The organism is Kosakonia sp. AG348 (assembly GCF_003337365.1).
Taxonomy (GTDB): Bacteria; Pseudomonadota; Gammaproteobacteria; order Enterobacterales; family Enterobacteriaceae; genus Kosakonia.
In genome coordinates this window covers 273404-289137 of record NZ_QPJR01000002.1, presented here as the reverse complement: position 1 = coordinate 289137, position 15734 = coordinate 273404, and the positions used below count along the sequence as shown (strand labels likewise).

The 15734-nt window shown below is 55.4% G+C and carries 13 protein-coding genes; 11 read left to right on the top strand and 2 right to left on the bottom strand.

Features of this window, described 5'->3' with window-relative positions; genetic code table 11:
- Positions 1-12 precede the first annotated feature (12 nt).
- The gene (locus DFO56_RS05190; RefSeq protein ID WP_045508382.1) at positions 13-1371 is read right to left on the bottom strand and encodes a glycosyl transferase family 2; all 1359 of its coding nucleotides are present in this window, start codon (positions 1369-1371) and stop codon (positions 13-15) included.
- 482 nt (positions 1372-1853) lie between these two features.
- Between DFO56_RS05190 and sra the strand changes: the two genes are divergently transcribed.
- The 3 genes from sra to DFO56_RS05175 all read left to right on the top strand — a co-directional run bounded on the left by sra (position 1854) and on the right by DFO56_RS05175 (position 5892).
- Complete coding sequence (gene sra, locus DFO56_RS05185; RefSeq protein ID WP_016496058.1) at positions 1854-1991, top strand: stationary-phase-induced ribosome-associated protein; 138 nt, start codon at positions 1854-1856, stop codon at positions 1989-1991.
- A gap of 188 nt (positions 1992-2179) precedes the next feature.
- The gene (locus tag DFO56_RS05180; protein WP_016496057.1) at positions 2180-3883 is read left to right on the top strand and encodes an NAD-dependent malic enzyme; all 1704 of its coding nucleotides are present in this window, start codon (positions 2180-2182) and stop codon (positions 3881-3883) included.
- Positions 3884-4185: 302 nt separating this feature from the next.
- Positions 4186-5892, top strand: a complete 1707-nt coding sequence (locus DFO56_RS05175; protein WP_045508379.1) for an ABC-F family ATP-binding cassette domain-containing protein — start codon at positions 4186-4188, stop codon at positions 5890-5892.
- A gap of 195 nt (positions 5893-6087) precedes the next feature.
- On the opposite strand, the gene DFO56_RS05170 is transcribed toward DFO56_RS05175, so the two are convergent.
- Positions 6088-6690 carry an inorganic diphosphatase gene (locus DFO56_RS05170; RefSeq protein ID WP_045508377.1) on the bottom strand — a complete coding sequence of 201 codons (603 nt, stop codon included), beginning with the start codon at positions 6688-6690 and terminating at the stop codon, positions 6088-6090.
- 275 nt (positions 6691-6965) lie between these two features.
- On the opposite strand from DFO56_RS05170, the gene adhP reads away from it, so the two are divergent.
- From adhP to DFO56_RS05130, 8 genes are all read left to right on the top strand, one after another.
- Positions 6966-7976, top strand: coding sequence for an alcohol dehydrogenase AdhP (adhP, locus tag DFO56_RS05165; protein WP_016496054.1), 1011 nt, complete (start codon positions 6966-6968; stop codon positions 7974-7976).
- Positions 7977-8040: 64 nt separating this feature from the next.
- Complete coding sequence (locus DFO56_RS05160) at positions 8041-8475, top strand: glyoxalase/bleomycin resistance/dioxygenase family protein (RefSeq protein WP_045508375.1); 435 nt, start codon at positions 8041-8043, stop codon at positions 8473-8475.
- Between the two features lie 135 nt (positions 8476-8610).
- Complete coding sequence (locus DFO56_RS05155; RefSeq protein WP_016496052.1) at positions 8611-10233, top strand: TIGR04028 family ABC transporter substrate-binding protein; 1623 nt, start codon at positions 8611-8613, stop codon at positions 10231-10233.
- Between the two features lie 11 nt (positions 10234-10244).
- Entirely contained in the window at positions 10245-11189 is a 945-nt protein-coding gene (locus DFO56_RS05150) for an ABC transporter permease (RefSeq protein WP_045508373.1), read from the top strand.
- A complete protein-coding gene (locus DFO56_RS05145; RefSeq protein WP_045508371.1) occupies positions 11186-12037 on the top strand; it encodes an ABC transporter permease in 852 nt (283 codons plus the stop codon). The genes DFO56_RS05150 and DFO56_RS05145 overlap by 4 nt, the downstream gene beginning before the upstream one ends.
- Positions 12034-13641, top strand: a complete 1608-nt coding sequence (locus tag DFO56_RS05140) for an ABC transporter ATP-binding protein (protein ID WP_045508369.1) — start codon at positions 12034-12036, stop codon at positions 13639-13641. Before DFO56_RS05145 ends, DFO56_RS05140 begins: the two co-directional genes overlap by 4 nt.
- Positions 13638-14627 carry a putative FMN-dependent luciferase-like monooxygenase gene (locus DFO56_RS05135; RefSeq protein ID WP_045508367.1) on the top strand — a complete coding sequence of 330 codons (990 nt, stop codon included), beginning with the start codon at positions 13638-13640 and terminating at the stop codon, positions 14625-14627. Before DFO56_RS05140 ends, DFO56_RS05135 begins: the two co-directional genes overlap by 4 nt.
- Before the next feature lie 9 nt (positions 14628-14636).
- A complete protein-coding gene (locus DFO56_RS05130; protein ID WP_045508364.1) occupies positions 14637-15728 on the top strand; it encodes an alkylhydroperoxidase domain protein in 1092 nt (363 codons plus the stop codon).
- Positions 15729-15734 lie beyond the last annotated feature (6 nt).

The window sequence follows — 15734 nt, the reverse complement described above, 5'->3', positions numbered from 1 at the left end:
CCTGAGTATTAATTAAGACTCAATGCTCTTACTGTTAAGTATTTTCTTACCAATAAGAAAATTTTGATAAGCCATTTCTGACATTAACGGTTTGTTAGTGATGAGTTTATAAACATTGAGAATAAACTCATCGTCAGGTAAATCATCTTTCTCGGCAGAAATATCCATGACTGGAGCAAAGAAACCATATTGCCCATAGACTTCGTCATAATATTCGTAACGTGTCGAAATGTAACAGCGCCGGTGACTAATCGCTTCACCAATTGGATTTCCATAACTGTCGTAATCCCATGACGTCAGAAAAGAGACGACATCACACGAGTAATATAAATCTTCAATGGTGTAGGTGTTCATGCCCGGAGGCATGTAACCGTGCTGCAGCCAACCAATAAAGTGTATAAACGGTTCAACCTGTAATGTCCTTGCTAAATCAACCAGCGATTGATAACACTCCGGCGCCTCATGGGGATCGCCTGCGATAACAAGAAATACGTGCCCCTCGCGACCGTGTTGTTGAAATAGCTGGTTGAGTTTTGATACCAGGTAAATATCCCGGTCAAGCCGTTTTTGTGGGATGAGGCGCGTGGTTCGGGCAATCAATATATCATTACAACCTATACCAAGGCTGCGCCGCATATCACTATGACTTCGCGCCTCGCTAAAGTTGTAAGCGTTCTTTTTAACTTTAACTTCAACAGCATAGTTACACCATTCTTCAAGTTTTGCTTTCAAATCCTCATTAAGCGTAACGTAGGTGATATAGGGGGATTTTATGGGTTTGATGGCATATGGGTATGGATAAGCACCATATTTCATCACCGTTTTTTCGCTGTTCCACATTAAATCATGGTCGCGCCAGGTGACGAATCTCTCTAAATCATATCGCTTCCCATATACATCTATTGCAATATATAGGGCCTTTGTATAAATAATATTTTCCGGAAGCGTGCCGTTTTCAACATAAACCGTGCCGATATTGAGTTGCTCCCATTGCAGCACGATTTTTTTTGCCAGTTGGCATGCTGTTTTATCAATCACAGAAAGAATTCTTTCACGTTCCGCTGATGAAACGGTTATTTTCTGACTAATCAATACATTATGCGAGTACTCGATAAAACCGGGGTTGTAGTCAGGTAGGCTGGTAATGTCATTTATTCGTGCAAGCGTAAATCCACCTTTATATATAGCATTCTCCCATTCATATGGTTTATTGAATTTGCCTTTATCAATCTTGATGTCGTAACCAAGATCAAGATAAGGCTTAATTCCCTTGTGCACTAACTCTTGTGCTGTTTTGAATGCTTCAACAGTAATTCCTGAAAAAGCAACAGCATCAAAAGAAATAAAAATTACTCCATTTCTAACGTCCATGGAATTACCTCTTTCTCATTGCGAAGATATTTTTTTAATTATTCCATTGATGCTAAGAAAAGCATATTACGGCCTGGGTTTAAAGTGGTTGGCATCGCAATGTTGAAGATAATGTCATTTTTTTACTTTTCGTCACATAAAAAAGCGAAATGATGTTTCATCCGTAATATATCAATTTAATTATTGTAACCATTAAGCAACTTTGTGAAGGCGTTTAAACTCAAGAATATTCTACTTTAATTGAGGCCATTCGGAATTTTTACTCTCAAACCCTATAGTGTGCAGGAATTTAATCTGTTAGAGAGGCTTTATTATTTATCGCGATAAAACCTAAAGGTAACTTTTCTTATTGCACTTTATACCGGGATGTCCGAGGATAACAGTTCGGTATGTTTTTTGTACCGCGCAATGATGAGATTGAATTTCGCCCGGTCAGTCACCGGGCTTGTCCTTGAAACATTGAACTGGATTAAGGAGTAAGCATGAAATCGAACCGTCAGGCACGTCATCTTATGGGGCTGGATTACAAAGTGTCGAACACCCGCAAAGTTGTCACGAAAGACAACCAGGAAGAGACGGTGGTCACTCACCGCTCCGGGCGTCATCGCCGCGCAGGCTGATTTGTCCACCCTCACCACCCCGTCCGGGGTGGTGTTTTATCCCCCCTCTCCTTGTTATTGCTAAAAATTCAATCAACGAATACCGCGATCGGGAAGTATTTGCTGAAGCGATGCTTTATACTTGCGCCCGCCGCTGTACCTGCCCGTGACTCACCCCCACGGGAGAAAGTTGATCAAGGAGCTGTAAGATGAATGCAAAGCATAATAAAAACCGATCGTTATATATCCCTTACGCTGGACCCGTGTTGCTGGAGTTTCCGTTGCTGAACAAAGGCAGCGCCTTCAGCATGGAAGAGCGCAGCAACTTCAACCTGCTTGGCCTGCTGCCAGAAGTGGTTGAAACCATTGAAGAACAAGCCGAACGCGCCTGGTTGCAGTATCAGGGCTTTAAAACCGACATCGATAAGCACATCTATCTGCGCAATATTCAGGACACCAATGAAACCCTCTTCTATCGGCTGGTCGAAAATCATCTCGAAGAGATGATGCCGGTGATCTATACCCCAACCGTCGGCTGGGCGTGCGAGCGTTTCTCTGATATTTACCGCCGCGCACGCGGTGTGTTCATCTCCTGGCAGAACCGCGCCAGCATGGACGACATCCTGCAAAACGTGCCGAACCACAATATCAAAGTGATCGTGGTGACCGACGGGGAACGCATCCTCGGTCTTGGCGACCAGGGCATCGGCGGCATGGGTATTCCGATTGGTAAGCTGTCGCTTTACACCTCCTGCGGCGGTATCAGCCCGGCTTACACCCTGCCCGTCGTGCTGGATGTTGGCACCAACAACCAGCAGTTGATTAACGATCCGCTCTATATGGGTTCGCGTCATCCGCGTATCACTGGCGATGATTACTACGCTTTTGTGGATGAATTTATTCAGGCGGTGAAACAGCGCTGGCCGGACGCGCTGTTGCAATTTGAAGACTTCGCGCAGAAAAATGCCATGCCGCTGCTGAACCGTTATCGCGATGAAATCTGCTGCTTTAACGATGACATCCAGGGCACGGCGGCAGTCACTGTCGGGACGCTGATCGCCGCCAGCCGCGCGGCGGGCAGCCAGCTCAGCCAGCAGAAAATCGTCTTCCTTGGCGCGGGTTCCGCCGGTTGCGGTATTGCGGAACAAATCATTGCGCAGACTCAGCGTGAAGGGTTGAGCGAAGCGGACGCCCGTCAGAAGGTCTATATGGTTGACCGTTTCGGCCTGCTGACGGACGAAATGCCGAATTTGCTGCCGTTCCAGAGTAAGCTGGTACAAAAACGCGAAAACCTGCAAAACTGGGACACCGGCGCGCAAAATGAAGCCCTTTCCCTGCTGGATGTGGTGCGTAACGTGAAACCGGATATTCTGATCGGTGTTTCTGGTCAGACCGGGTTGTTCACGGAAGAGATCATCCGTGAAATGCACAAACACTGCCCGCGCCCGATTATCATGCCGCTGTCGAACCCGACCTCGCGCGTGGAAGCAACGCCGCAGGATATCATTAGCTGGACGGATGGGATGGCGCTGGTTGCCACCGGCAGCCCGTTCTCGCCCGTGCAGTGGAAAGAGAAAACCTACCCGATTGCCCAGTGCAACAACGCCTACATCTTCCCGGGCATCGGTCTTGGGGTTATTTCCAGCGGCGCGTCACGCATTACGGATGAAATGCTGATGGCGGCAAGCGAAACGCTGGCGGAATACTCCCCACTGCTACTCAATGGCGAAGGGTTGGTGCTGCCGGAGCTGAAAGACATTCAGCAAGTTTCGCGCGCCATAGCCTTTGCCGTTGGCAAAATGGCGCAACAACAAGGTCTGGCGGCAAAAACCTCGGCCGAAGCGCTGAAGCAATCCATTGACGAAAACTTCTGGGAGCCGAAGTACCGCAGCTACCGCCGTACTTCTATTTAATCTCCGCACCCGGCGCCGCAGTGCGCCGGGTTTTTCCCTGCTGGTAAAACATTCATTTCCCCGCTAAACTCCTTTTCACCCATTAACTTACTGAATATAAAAAAGGAGGCTACTTATGCTGTATTGTGAATTGTTTGACTATTCACATGCCTTTGGCGATCGCGCCAGCTCAAGCGTTATCGGTTTCGTGCTGCGATAACTTCGGCTTGAGCGAAGACAACAATCCCTTCCCTTGGGCTTACCAGGTTATCGTCAGCGATGTTTGACGAGGCACGCTCGTGCCTGTAACTCTTGAGTAAGCAATGAGCACATTACTATCTGCACAATCCATCCGTGTTGAAACGGCGTTTGGTCCGTTATTTTCCGATCTCTCCTTCACCCTGAAAAAAGGCGATCGCCTCGGGCTAATTGGCGACAATGGCTGCGGCAAAAGTACGCTGCTAAAAGTGCTGGACGGTTCGCTGTCGCCGCTTTCCGGCAACGTGACGGTGGCAAACCAGTGCCTGCTGGCGCGCGTTGAGCAACATCTGCCCGATGCCCTGTTATCGATGACGCTGCTTGATGCGGTACTGGCGCAGCTCCCGTCGACGGAGCGCGACAGCCAGCGCTGGCGCGGCGAAGCATTACTGGCCAGCATGGGACTGAGTCCGCAGGAAATCGCCTTAACGGCCGCCACGCTGAGCGGCGGGCAACATACCCGCTTGCTGCTGGCGCGGGCGCTTATCCGCGAACCGGATCTGCTGCTCCTGGATGAGCCGGGCAACCACCTCGATCTGCCCACATTGCTGTGGATGGAACAGTTTCTGCGAAGCTGGTCCGGCAGTTTCGTGATGGTGTCGCACGACGCGGCGTTACTGGATGCGGTGACCAATGGCAGCTGGATCCTGCGTGACCATACTCTGCACAGCTTCGCACTCCCCTGTAGCGCGGCGCGGCAGGCGCTGGAAGCGCGGGATGAGAGCGATGCCCTGCGTCACAAAGCGGAGCAAAAGGAGATCGACCGCGTTACCGCCAGCGCCAAACGGCTGGCCACCTGGGGGCGCGTCTATGACAACGAAGATCTGGCGCGCAAAGCGAAGCAGATGGAGCGCCAGGTTGAACGCCTGAAAGAGAACCAGACCGAACTGACCGAGGGCAGCCAGTGGCGGCTGGCGCTGCATGGCGAGGAACTCAGGGCGGATCGTCTGCTGGAGATGGAACAGCTCGCTGTTCCGCCTGCGCCCGGATTACCGGACTTGTTCCGGGTGCCGGTTGCGCGGCTGAAAAGCGGCGATCGGGTCGCCATTGTCGGGCGTAACGGCTGCGGGAAATCCTCGCTGCTGCGTCTTATCTGGCGGGCTTACCAGCAGGAAAGCGCATCCGGGTTGCGTCTGCATCCCCGGCTGAACGCCGGTTACTACGACCAGACGCTGCATCAGTTGCCGGATGACGCCACGCTGTTTGACGCGCTAGAGCCGTTTGCCCCCACGCCACAGGATCGCAAAATGGCGCTCATCAGCGCCGGTTTTGCCTGGGCGCGTCACGGGCAACGCGTGGCGACACTCAGCGGCGGTGAGCGCTCCAGGTTATTGTTTGTCGGTCTGTCGCTGGCGCACTTTAACCTGCTGATGCTGGATGAGCCAACCAACCATCTGGATATGGCAGGCAAAGAGGCGCTGGCGCAAACGCTGCAACAGTTCAGCGGCGGTGTGTTGCTGGTCAGCCACGACAGAGCGCTTATCAGCAGTAGCTGTAACCGCTTCTGGTTGGTGGAAAACGGTGAACTGAGCGAATGGCATGATGCTGAGGCGGTGTTTGAACGCCTGCGCGAAAGTGTCCGCCACGAGCAGGCAGCGCCGGAGGCGCTTAGCGTCGCCGCTGAGCCAGAGGATATTGATGCCCTTCTGGAGCGGTTAATCAAGCTTGAAACCCAACTGGCAGAAGACCTGGCGCGTAAAGCGAAGCACCAGAAACCGCAACTTCAGGCGCAGTGGCGCGAGGAGATTGCCCGCCTGCAACAAAGGTTGTAGTACCACAGCAAACAGGCGCCGTAAGGCGCCTGTTTTTTAACACCAGCCTGTGCTGCGGGTCAGCAACAGGTGCTGGTTTATTCTTTTCGCGCGGAGGAGACACCTCGGATCGACATCGTGCAGAACCGGCAGAGACTTTTTAGTGAGGACGTCACTCAAAAGCGCAGCCCATGCCAGCAGTATGCAGGCGGTTTCTTACTGCTGCGGTTTTTTCGCTTTCCAGGCCTCCCATGCCTGTTTGATTTCCTGCTTTGCGGTTGCCGCGTCGTTAAAACCGTTCAGCTCCACTTTTTTACGTCCGTCCGGCAACTGTTTGTAAACGCGGAAGAACGCTTCCAGCCGTTGCTGCTCGATTTTAGGCAAATCGGTGATGTTTTTAATGTCGTCATAGGTCGGGTCGATTTTGCTGGCCGGTACGGCAACAATTTTGTCGTCCGTTTCGCCGCCATCAATCATTTTCAGCACGCCAATCGGGCGCAGTTTAATCAGCGTTCCCGGTGCCAGCGGCGCGCGGGTGTAAAAAATCACATCCAGCGGATCGCCATCCCCCGCCAGCGACTGGGTGAGCGAGCCGTAGTTCGCCGGGTAAGCCACCGGCATTGACTGGAAGCGGTCTGCCACGATAAAGCCGGTTTCGGCGTCCGTTTCATACTTAATAATGCCGCCCGCCGGGATTTCCGTTACCGCGTAGAACTCTTCCGGGTTATTTTCCGGCTGCGGAAACGCAAGGATATTGTGTGCCTGAACCGAGGCGGATAAGAGAATGCTGACGGCCAGCAGCTTTTTCACCAGATGCATTGTTAATCACTCTTTTGTTATAGAAAGCAACAATTTGGCGGCAATTGATGACAGTAGCATGACATTGATGCTGCTAACTCTATAACCTTATTAACAGCGTGGTTACTGATTATTTACCCTACCTAAACCAGGGGAAAGGCGCTGAAAGTATTACAGCATGTTGCCCTGCTCTTGAATGTCCCTCCTAAACCATTAATTCTAAAGACGTATATTACGGATGAAGCCATACGCCACACCCGGATCTCAGTTCCATGCCTCATCACAGGAGAAACACCATGAAGGCTGCTGTTGTTACAAAAGATCATCAGGTTGAAGTGACTCAAAAAACATTACGCCCGCTGAAACATGGCGAAGCGTTACTGAAAATGGAGTGCTGTGGCGTTTGCCATACGGACTTGCACGTGAAAAACGGGGATTTCGGCGACAAAACCGGTGTGATCCTCGGACACGAAGGCATTGGTATTGTCACCCAGGTGGCCGAAGGCGTGACCTCGCTGAAAGTGGGCGATCGCGCTTCTGTGGCGTGGTTTTTTCAGGGCTGCGGCCACTGCGAATATTGCAACAGCGGCAACGAAACCTTGTGCCGTGAGGTAGTAAACGCGGGTTACACGGCCGATGGCGGCATGGCGGAAGAGTGCATTGTGGTCGCGGATTATGCGGTGAAAGTGCCAGACGGTCTGGACTCCGCCGCAGCCAGCAGCATCACCTGCGCGGGCGTGACCACCTATAAAGCGGTGAAAGTTTCGCAGATTAAACCGGGCCAGTGGATTGCTATCTACGGTCTCGGCGGGCTGGGTAACCTGGCGCTGCAATACGCCAAAAATGTGTTTAACGCCAAAGTCATCGCCATCGACGTAAATGATGAGCAGCTTAAACTCGCTGCCAGCATGGGCGCAGATCTCACCATCAACTCGCGCAGCGAAGATGCGGCAACAGTGGTGCATGAAAAAACCGGCGGTGCACATGCCGCCGTAGTTACCGCGGTGGCAAAAGCAGCCTTTAACTCGGCTGTTGATGCCGTGCGTGCCGGTGGTCGCGTGGTGGCCGTGGGTCTGCCGCCAGAAGCAATGAGCCTCGATATTCCGCGCCTGGTGCTGGACGGCATTCAGGTCGTTGGTTCGCTGGTCGGTACGCGTCAGGATCTGCACGAAGCTTTCCAGTTCGCCGCCGAAGGCAAAGTGGTGCCGAAAGTGGCGCTGCGCCCGCTGGAAGATATCAACGCCATCTTTAAAGAGATGGAACAGGGCCAGATCCGTGGTCGTATGGTGATCGACCTCCGCCATTAATCACCGGGCATTGCCTATAATCGGGGGGCATTACTGCCCCTTTTTTTCTGACACAGAGGTGCTTATGACCCCCACTATCCCCGGGCTTGAAGTGCTGTTTATCGCCGGTTTCGGCCCCATCCCGCAAAACGTTGCCGACAGCCAGGCGTTTTACCAGCACACCCTTGGGCTGCCGTTGAAACCGATGGAGGGCGCGAGCGATTACCTCGTCGCCGACCACGATGCGCTCGACGGCGCAAAACACTTCGCCCTGTGGCCGCTGCATCACGCCGCCGCGTCGTGCTTTGGCGCAGAGAAGTGGCCGGATTCCCACCCCGTTCCGCAAAGCTGGGTTGAATTTGAAGTGCAGGATTTGGCTACCGCTACCGATGTGTTGGTCAACAAAGGGTATCAACTGCTGGTTGCCAACCGTCTGGAACCCTGGGGGCAGAGCGTCACGCGCCTGCTTGCGCCTGAAGGGGTACTGGTCGGGCTGACCATTACGCCCTGGCTGCGTTAACGCGCTGTCTTAGCGGGGCGTGCCCCGGTTTTGCGCTTTTCTGAAATGCTTATCTCAATTCCTTTGTTCCCTTGTTATAGCGCGCACCGGATGATGAATCCGACGTTAAGACCATAGATAACAAAGGAATTCACCATGCACATCCCTTTTCGCTTGCCGCTGCTGACGGTGCTGATAACGGCCGCTTCCGTTCAGAGCTGGGCGGCACAGACGCCGGTTAAAGGTGGCACGCTAATTTATCTTGAGCAGCAGGCGCACACCAATTTATACCCTCCAGCCGGGGGTTTTTACCCCAACGGCGGCATTCTTAATCAAATCACCGACAAGCTGACCTGGCAGAACCCCAAAACATTGCAGGTGGAGCCGTGGATTGCTGAAAGCTGGAGCACCAACGCCGATAAGACCGAATACACCTTTAAAATTCGCCCGGGGGTGACCTTTTCCGACGGCACGCCGCTTGATGCCAACGCGGTAGCGAAAAACTTCGACACCTACGGCCTTGGCAACAAAGCGCAACGCCTGCCGGTATCGGAAGTGATCAATAACTACGATCACAGTGAAGTGATCGATGCGCAGACCGTTAAATTCTACTTTAAAAAACCGTCGCCGGGCTTCCTGCAAGGCACCGCTACCATTGGCTCTGGTCTGGTATCGCTCAGTACGTTACAGCGTAACTTCGAACAACTGGGCGACGCGCGGCAGATTATTGGTTCCGGGCCGTTTGTCGTCAGCGATGAAAAACTGGGGCGTGAAGTCACCCTCACCGCGCGTAAAGATTATCAGTGGGGGCCGAAAAACCTTACCCAGCAAGGCCCGGCGAATCTTGATGGCATAAAAATTATTGTCACCCCGGAAGACAGTGTGCGCATCGGCGCGTTGCTGTCGGGTCAGGCGGGCTTTATTCGCCAGGTGCAGGCATACGACGAAAAGCAGGCCACCGATCAGGGTTTCAACATTTATGCCGCGCCGACACGTGGCGTGAATGACAGCATAAGTTTCCGCCCCGATAACCCGCTGGTTGCCGATGTGCGGGTCCGCCAGGCGCTGCTGCACGCCACCGACGCTAAACAAGTTGTCGATACCCTTTTCTCGCCTAATTATCCGCAGGCAACCTCTGTGATTGCTCATTCTGCCGCCGGTTACGTCGATCTGCGCGACAAACTGACATTCGATCCGGCGAAAGCGAAGCAATTGCTGGACGACGCGGGCTGGAAAACAGGCGCGGACGGTATTCGCAGCAAAGACGGACAACGACTGGCGCTGGCAGTGTATGAATCCTTGCCGCAGCCGCAAAACAAAGAGGTGCTGCAACTGGTGGCGCAGCAGTGGCGACAGGTTGGCGTGGCGTTGAGCGTAAAAGCCGGCGATGCGGGTAGCCATACGCTGGATAACCTCGACCCGCTGAAAACACCGCTCACTGTTTCCGAAGTCGGGCGTGCCGATCCAGATGTAGTGAAAAGCATGTTCTATCCGGCAAACCGCGACGCGCTGCTGCAAAAAGGTGGCTCCAGCGACAAGGTGAAAAATTTCCGCGACGACAAACTTAACGACCTGCTGGTGAGCATTTCCGCCGAAGTGGATGGACAAAAACGTCTGCAACTGACCGGTGACGCGCAGCGTTATCTGCTGGATAACGCTTATGTGATCCCGATTTTTGAAGAGCCGCAGGTCTTTGCCGGCGCGCCATGGCTAAAAGGCGCAAGCTTTGAAGCCGTAGGTCGCCCGTCGTTCTACGGCGCGTGGATTGAAAAACACTGAGGAGGCAGGCGATGAGCCACTATCTTCTGCGGCGCGCCGGGCAAGGTCTGCTGGTGTTATGGGCCGCGTTTACTCTCTCCTTCGTGCTGCTTCAGGTGCTGCCGGGCGACGCGGTGCTGATTAAGTTTCAGAACCCGGATCTGGGCCTCAGCCCGACGCAAATCGAAGAGATGCGCGTGGCCTATGGCGCAAACAGTCCACTCTGGCAGCAATATTTTCATACGCTGCTTGCCATGGTGCGCGGAGATTTTGGCTATTCGGTGCAAGCGGGTGTGCCGGTCAGCGAGCTTATCGCCAGCAATTTGCCGGACACGCTCCAGCTGGCGCTCCCCGCCTTTGCGCTCGCGGTAGCACTGGCCTTCACGCTGGCGTTTGCCTCCCGACTTCCGGCGCTGCGCGGGCTTAGTAATGCGATTCAGTCTGTTCCGGTGCTGCTGATCTCCCTGCCGACATTCTGGCTGGGGATCGCGCTGATTCAGCTGTTCTCATTTCACTGGCGGTTGATCCCGGTGATTAACCCTTCGCCACTACAGGGGCTGATCCTGCCGATTATTACCGTTGCCATTCCGATTAGTGCACCGCTGGCGCAAATTTTCATGCGCAGTATCGATCAGGTTGCCGCGCAACCCTTTGTTGCGGTAGCACGCGCGAAAGGCTTTAGCGAAACCGGCGTGCTGTGGCGGCATGTGACGGGCAACGCCCTGCTGCCGGTGCTGAACATTGCCGGGTTGCTGCTGGGTGAATTGATTGCCGGGGCGCTAATTACCGAAACCGTGTTTGGCCGTTCCGGCTTAGGCCAGCTTACTCAGCAGGCGGTAAATAATCAGGATATCGCGGTGTTGCAGGCGGTGGTGATGATCTCCGCGCTCGGCTTTGTGCTGATCAACCTGCTGGTTGATTTACTGATGCCGTGGTTTGACCCGCGGCTGCAAACCGTTAGCGGAGGGGCGTTATGAGCCTGGTTGATTACGCTATCGCCGCACGCAAGCGGGTTCCTGTCTGGTCGGGGTTGCGCTGGCAGCCAGGATTATGGCTGGCGTGGACGGTGATTATTCTGGCGGTTCTGGCCGCGTTATTCCCTGCGTTGTTTACCGCGTATAGCCCGACAGAAGGTATCGCCGGCGCGCAGCGGTTGGCGCCACAAGCCGGTCACTGGCTGGGCACCGACCAGCTAGGACGCGACCTGTATGCGCGCATTGTTTATGGCGCGTCGCATTCCCTTTCGGCTGCGTTGGCGGCGGTGGCGATGGGGTTGATTGTCGGCACGCTGACCGGCGTTATCGCCGGAGCGCTTGCCGGACGCGTCGAATCGGTACTGATGCGTCTGGTGGATGTTCTGCTCTCAATTCCTTCGCTGTTGCTGTCGCTGACGGTCATTATTTTGCTTGGCTTTGGTACGGTGAACGCGGCAATTGCCGTCGGCGTGGCTTCGGTCGCCAGTTTTGCCCGCCTGTCGCGCGGCGAAGTGGTGCGCATTCGCCATACCGATTATGTCGAAGCGGCCAGAGGCAGCGGCGGCACCTTTCTGGCCGTGCTGTGGCGACACATTTTACCCAACTCGCTCACAGCGGTGCTGGCGTTCGCCACACTGCAATTCGGCCAGGCGATCCTCGCCCTTTCCACCCTCAGTTTCCTCGGTTACGGCACCCCGCCGCCGGTGCCGGAATGGGGCTTACTGATTGCGGAAGGACGCAATTATTTATCCACTGCCTGGTGGCTGACGACCTTCCCGGGTGTAGTCGTGGTTGTGGTGGTGCTGGCGGTAAACCGCATCAGCCGCCAGTTTAGTGGAGGTCGCGCATGACAGTGTTATCGGTAGAAAATTTACGCGTCAGTTATCGCACCGGGCGAGAATGGCGCGAAGTGGTGCATCAGGTCAGTTTTACTCTCCAGCGTGGTGAAATGCTGGCATTTGTCGGCGAGTCGGGTTCCGGTAAAACCACCACAGCGCAGGCGATTATTGGCCTGCTCGCTGAGAATGCCCGGCGCGACAGTGGCAACATTGTGCTTAACGGCGAAGTGATAAGCCAGTGGTCGGCCAGGCGGCTGAACAGCTTGCGCGGTGCGCGCATCAGTCTGGTGCCGCAGGATCCGGGAAATTCGCTCAACCCGGTCAAAACGATCGGTGCGCAGGTGGCGGAAGTGCTCCATCTGCACAGCAAACTCACTGCCCGACAGCGCGACGCGCAGGTGCTGGCGCTGTTGAGCAAAGTGGGACTTAGCCATCCAGAGCAACGCATCAAACAGTATCCGCACCAGCTTTCCGGCGGCATGAAACAGCGTGTCCTGATCGCCATGTCTATCGCTCTGCAACCGGATGTGATTATCGCCGACGAACCGACCAGCGCGCTGGATGTCACCGTGCAGAAACGCATTCTCGATCTGCTGGACGTGCTACGTCGCGAATCCGGCACGGCAGTGCTGTTTGTGACGCATGATTTGGCGCTGGCCGCCGAGCGCGCCGATCGGCTGCTGGTTTTCCGTGACGGCGACATTCAGGAACAGGGTAAGACGGCGGATATTTTGCGCGCGCCGCAGCATGCCTACACCCGCCAGTTGCTCAGCGATGTGCACGGGCAATCACTGACTATCGCGCCGGTTTCCGGCCAGCCGCACTCCTCACCGGCAATCCGTTTGCTGGATATCGATAAACGCTTTTCGCTCGGTAAAGGCCACACGTTACAGGCGCTTGACGCCGTGAGCTTTGAGGTACGCCGCGGCAGCACCCACGCGCTGGTGGGCGAATCCGGTTCCGGGAAAACCACGCTGGCGCGCATTCTGCTGGGCTTTGAACAAGCGGATAGCGGCAGAGTGATCATTGATGATATCGATGCCACGCAGTTGCGCCCGGAGGCGCACCGGCAACTGCGGCGCAAAATCCAGTTCGTTTATCAGAACCCTTTCGCCTCGCTCGATCCGCGCCAGACGCTGGCGCAGATTATCGAAGAGCCGTTAAAGAACTTTGAGCGTATTGAGAAAGCGGAACGCATGGCGCGCGTGGAGGCCGTTGCCCGCCGGGTCGCGCTGCCGCTGTCGCTACTTGAACGCACGGCGCGGGAGCTTTCCGGCGGGCAGCGTCAGCGCGTTGCGATTGCCCGCGCACTGATCCTTGAGCCAGCCATTCTGGTGCTGGATGAGGCCACTTCTGCGCTGGATGTCACGGTACAGGCGCAGATCCTCGCCCTGCTTCAGCAATTGCAGCAGCAACTGGGTCTGACTTATCTGTTTATCACCCACGATCTGGCGACCGTGCGCCGTATTGGTCACAGCGTCACGGTGCTGCGTAATGGTCGCGTTGTCGAACACGGTCCGGTTGAGCAACTGTTTGCCGCGCCGCAGCACGACTATACCCGCGAATTAATCAACGCCATTCCACATTTTTCACCCGCTACGGAGGAGTTCGCATGACGCGAAAACGCCTGGGCTTTTTTACCCGTCTGCTTGATAACGCCGCGCCGAAAGAGCGCTACCGGCTGGCGACGGAACAGATCCGCCATGCCGAACGCCACGGTTTCGATACGGCGTGGATTGCGCAGCACCATTTCCATGAGCACGAAGGCGGTTTACCGTCGCCGCTGGTTTTTCTGGCGCACGTTGCCGCGCACACTGAACGCATTCGGCTCGGCACTGCCATCATCACTCTGCCGCTGGAAAACCCGCTGCGGGTGGCGGAAGACGCGGCGGTGCTGGACTTGCTCAGCGACGGACGGCTGGAAGTGGGCTTTGGCTCCGGCGGGACGCCGACATCCTTTCTGCCGTTTGGTCTGACGATTAACGAACGTGCGTCAGCCTTTGCCGACGGTCTGCATCTGATCCAGAGTGCGTGGCGCGGGGATTCGCTCACTCACCCGGATAACCACCTCTACCCGCCTGCGCCGCAGCTGGCGGAGCGCGTGTGGATCGCCACCTTTTCGGTGGAAGGGGCTATCCGGGCAGCGCAAGGCGGTCACGGATTGATGCTATCGCGCACCCAACCGCGTCCGGCCGATGAACCCTTCCTGCCGCTGGATGCTATCCAGAACCCGATGATCGATGCCTACCTTGCCGCGCTGCCATCCGGTGTAGCACCGCGAATTCTGGCGTCGCGCACCGCGTTTGTTGCCGACAGCGTTGATTACGCGCTTCACGTCGCCGCACCGGGTCTTACGAAGCAAGCGCAGCAGCACCGCGCGGCGGGCTATCGCGTAAATGGTGACAACGTCACTGATTATATTCAGCAATTTGATGCCCATATCGGTGATGCGAAAACCGTTCTGGATTCGCTCGGCAAAGACAGCGTGCTGGCGCGCGTCACCGATATCTCTTTCCAGGTGCATTCGGTCGAACCTTCGCACCAGGACACCCTGCGTTCCATCGAACTGATCGCCGGGCGGATCGCCCCGCAGATTTTATAAGGAGTGGTTATGGCGTTTACTCAGGACATTCTTGCCGAACTGGCGGAGATCGCCCCCGGCTCTCCTGTGGCTCAGGCGCGTGACACGCGTGATGCCGCAACGCAGCATGCGCAAGGCAGTTACCAGGCGCTGTTTGATATTCAGGAAGAGGCGTTCACCGCCGATGAGCGCTATAGCGTGGCGGCGAAAGTGGCGAAATGGCACAACGCCAATGAACTGGCGGCACACTACGCCGGTTTTGGCCTCGCCGACCCGACTTCGGCACGCTTAACCCCGGCGCTGGAATTCGCCCGCTTACTGACTTTTTCGCCGGTGAAAGCGACGCCTCAGGCGCTCAACACACTGGTTGCCGCGGGCTGGAAGAAAGAGAGTATTGTCACGCTGGCGCAACTGGTTGCATTTGTCAGCTTCCAGAGCCGGTTACTGGCCGGATTGCGGCTGTTAAACGGAAAAACGGTAGCTGACAGCGATATTCCGGTGGTGGCCGGTGCCTGGCACACCAGCGCGAAAACGCAAAGCGGCAAAGCTGCGCCGGTACAATTTACGCAACAGGAATTAGGCTGGGAGCCGTGGCTGGCGGCAAAACCGCTGGCGGAATTCACGCCTGACGAACAGGCGATCCTGGCGAAATTTGGCCATACGGATTCCGACTATTTCCGCCTGCTGGGCCGTAACCTGCCGGTGCTGGAGCAGCGCACCTTAACCGATAAAGGCATTTTCTATACGCCGGGTGGTTTACCGCGTGCGGAACGCGAGCTGGCGGCCACCGCGGCCAGTAAAATTAACGGCTGTATCTACTGCGCTTCGGTCCATGCGCGTAAAACCAGCCAGTTATCGAAGGATGATAATGCCGTGGAAACCTTGCTGGCCGTGCAGCCGGGCGGGATTCTGAGCGAGGGACAATCGACGCGCTGGCAGGCAGAAATTGATGCCGCTGCCGCGCTGTCGGTAACGCCGCCTGCGCTAACGGTGGCGCATCTGGAAAGACTCAATGCTCAGGGGCTGGATACCTTGCAGCAACTGGATCTTATCCAGTCTGCTGCGTTTTTCGCATGGGCGAACCGCTTGATGTTAACGCTTGGCGAGCCGTATTTGCCGTGAGTGATT

What these genes read in the sequence shown, in the direction of transcription:
- adhP (WP_016496054.1), top strand. Translation starts at nt 6,966, where the DNA reads ATGAAGGCTGCTGTTGTTACAAAAGATCATCAGGTTGAAGTGACTCAA.
- DFO56_RS05180 (WP_016496057.1), top strand. Translation starts at nt 2,180, where the DNA reads ATGAATGCAAAGCATAATAAAAACCGATCGTTATATATCCCTTACGCT.
- DFO56_RS05150 (WP_045508373.1), top strand. Translation starts at nt 10,245, where the DNA reads ATGAGCCACTATCTTCTGCGGCGCGCCGGGCAAGGTCTGCTGGTGTTA.
- DFO56_RS05155 (WP_016496052.1), top strand. Translation starts at nt 8,611, where the DNA reads ATGCACATCCCTTTTCGCTTGCCGCTGCTGACGGTGCTGATAACGGCC.
- DFO56_RS05145 (WP_045508371.1), top strand. Translation starts at nt 11,186, where the DNA reads ATGAGCCTGGTTGATTACGCTATCGCCGCACGCAAGCGGGTTCCTGTC.
- DFO56_RS05170 (WP_045508377.1), bottom strand. Translation starts at nt 6,690, where the DNA reads ATGCATCTGGTGAAAAAGCTGCTGGCCGTCAGCATTCTCTTATCCGCC.
- sra (WP_016496058.1), top strand. Translation starts at nt 1,854, where the DNA reads ATGAAATCGAACCGTCAGGCACGTCATCTTATGGGGCTGGATTACAAA.
- DFO56_RS05175 (WP_045508379.1), top strand. Translation starts at nt 4,186, where the DNA reads ATGAGCACATTACTATCTGCACAATCCATCCGTGTTGAAACGGCGTTT.
- DFO56_RS05135 (WP_045508367.1), top strand. Translation starts at nt 13,638, where the DNA reads ATGACGCGAAAACGCCTGGGCTTTTTTACCCGTCTGCTTGATAACGCC.
- DFO56_RS05190 (WP_045508382.1), bottom strand. Translation starts at nt 1,371, where the DNA reads ATGGACGTTAGAAATGGAGTAATTTTTATTTCTTTTGATGCTGTTGCT.
- DFO56_RS05130 (WP_045508364.1), top strand. Translation starts at nt 14,637, where the DNA reads ATGGCGTTTACTCAGGACATTCTTGCCGAACTGGCGGAGATCGCCCCC.
- DFO56_RS05160 (WP_045508375.1), top strand. Translation starts at nt 8,041, where the DNA reads ATGACCCCCACTATCCCCGGGCTTGAAGTGCTGTTTATCGCCGGTTTC.
- DFO56_RS05140 (WP_045508369.1), top strand. Translation starts at nt 12,034, where the DNA reads ATGACAGTGTTATCGGTAGAAAATTTACGCGTCAGTTATCGCACCGGG.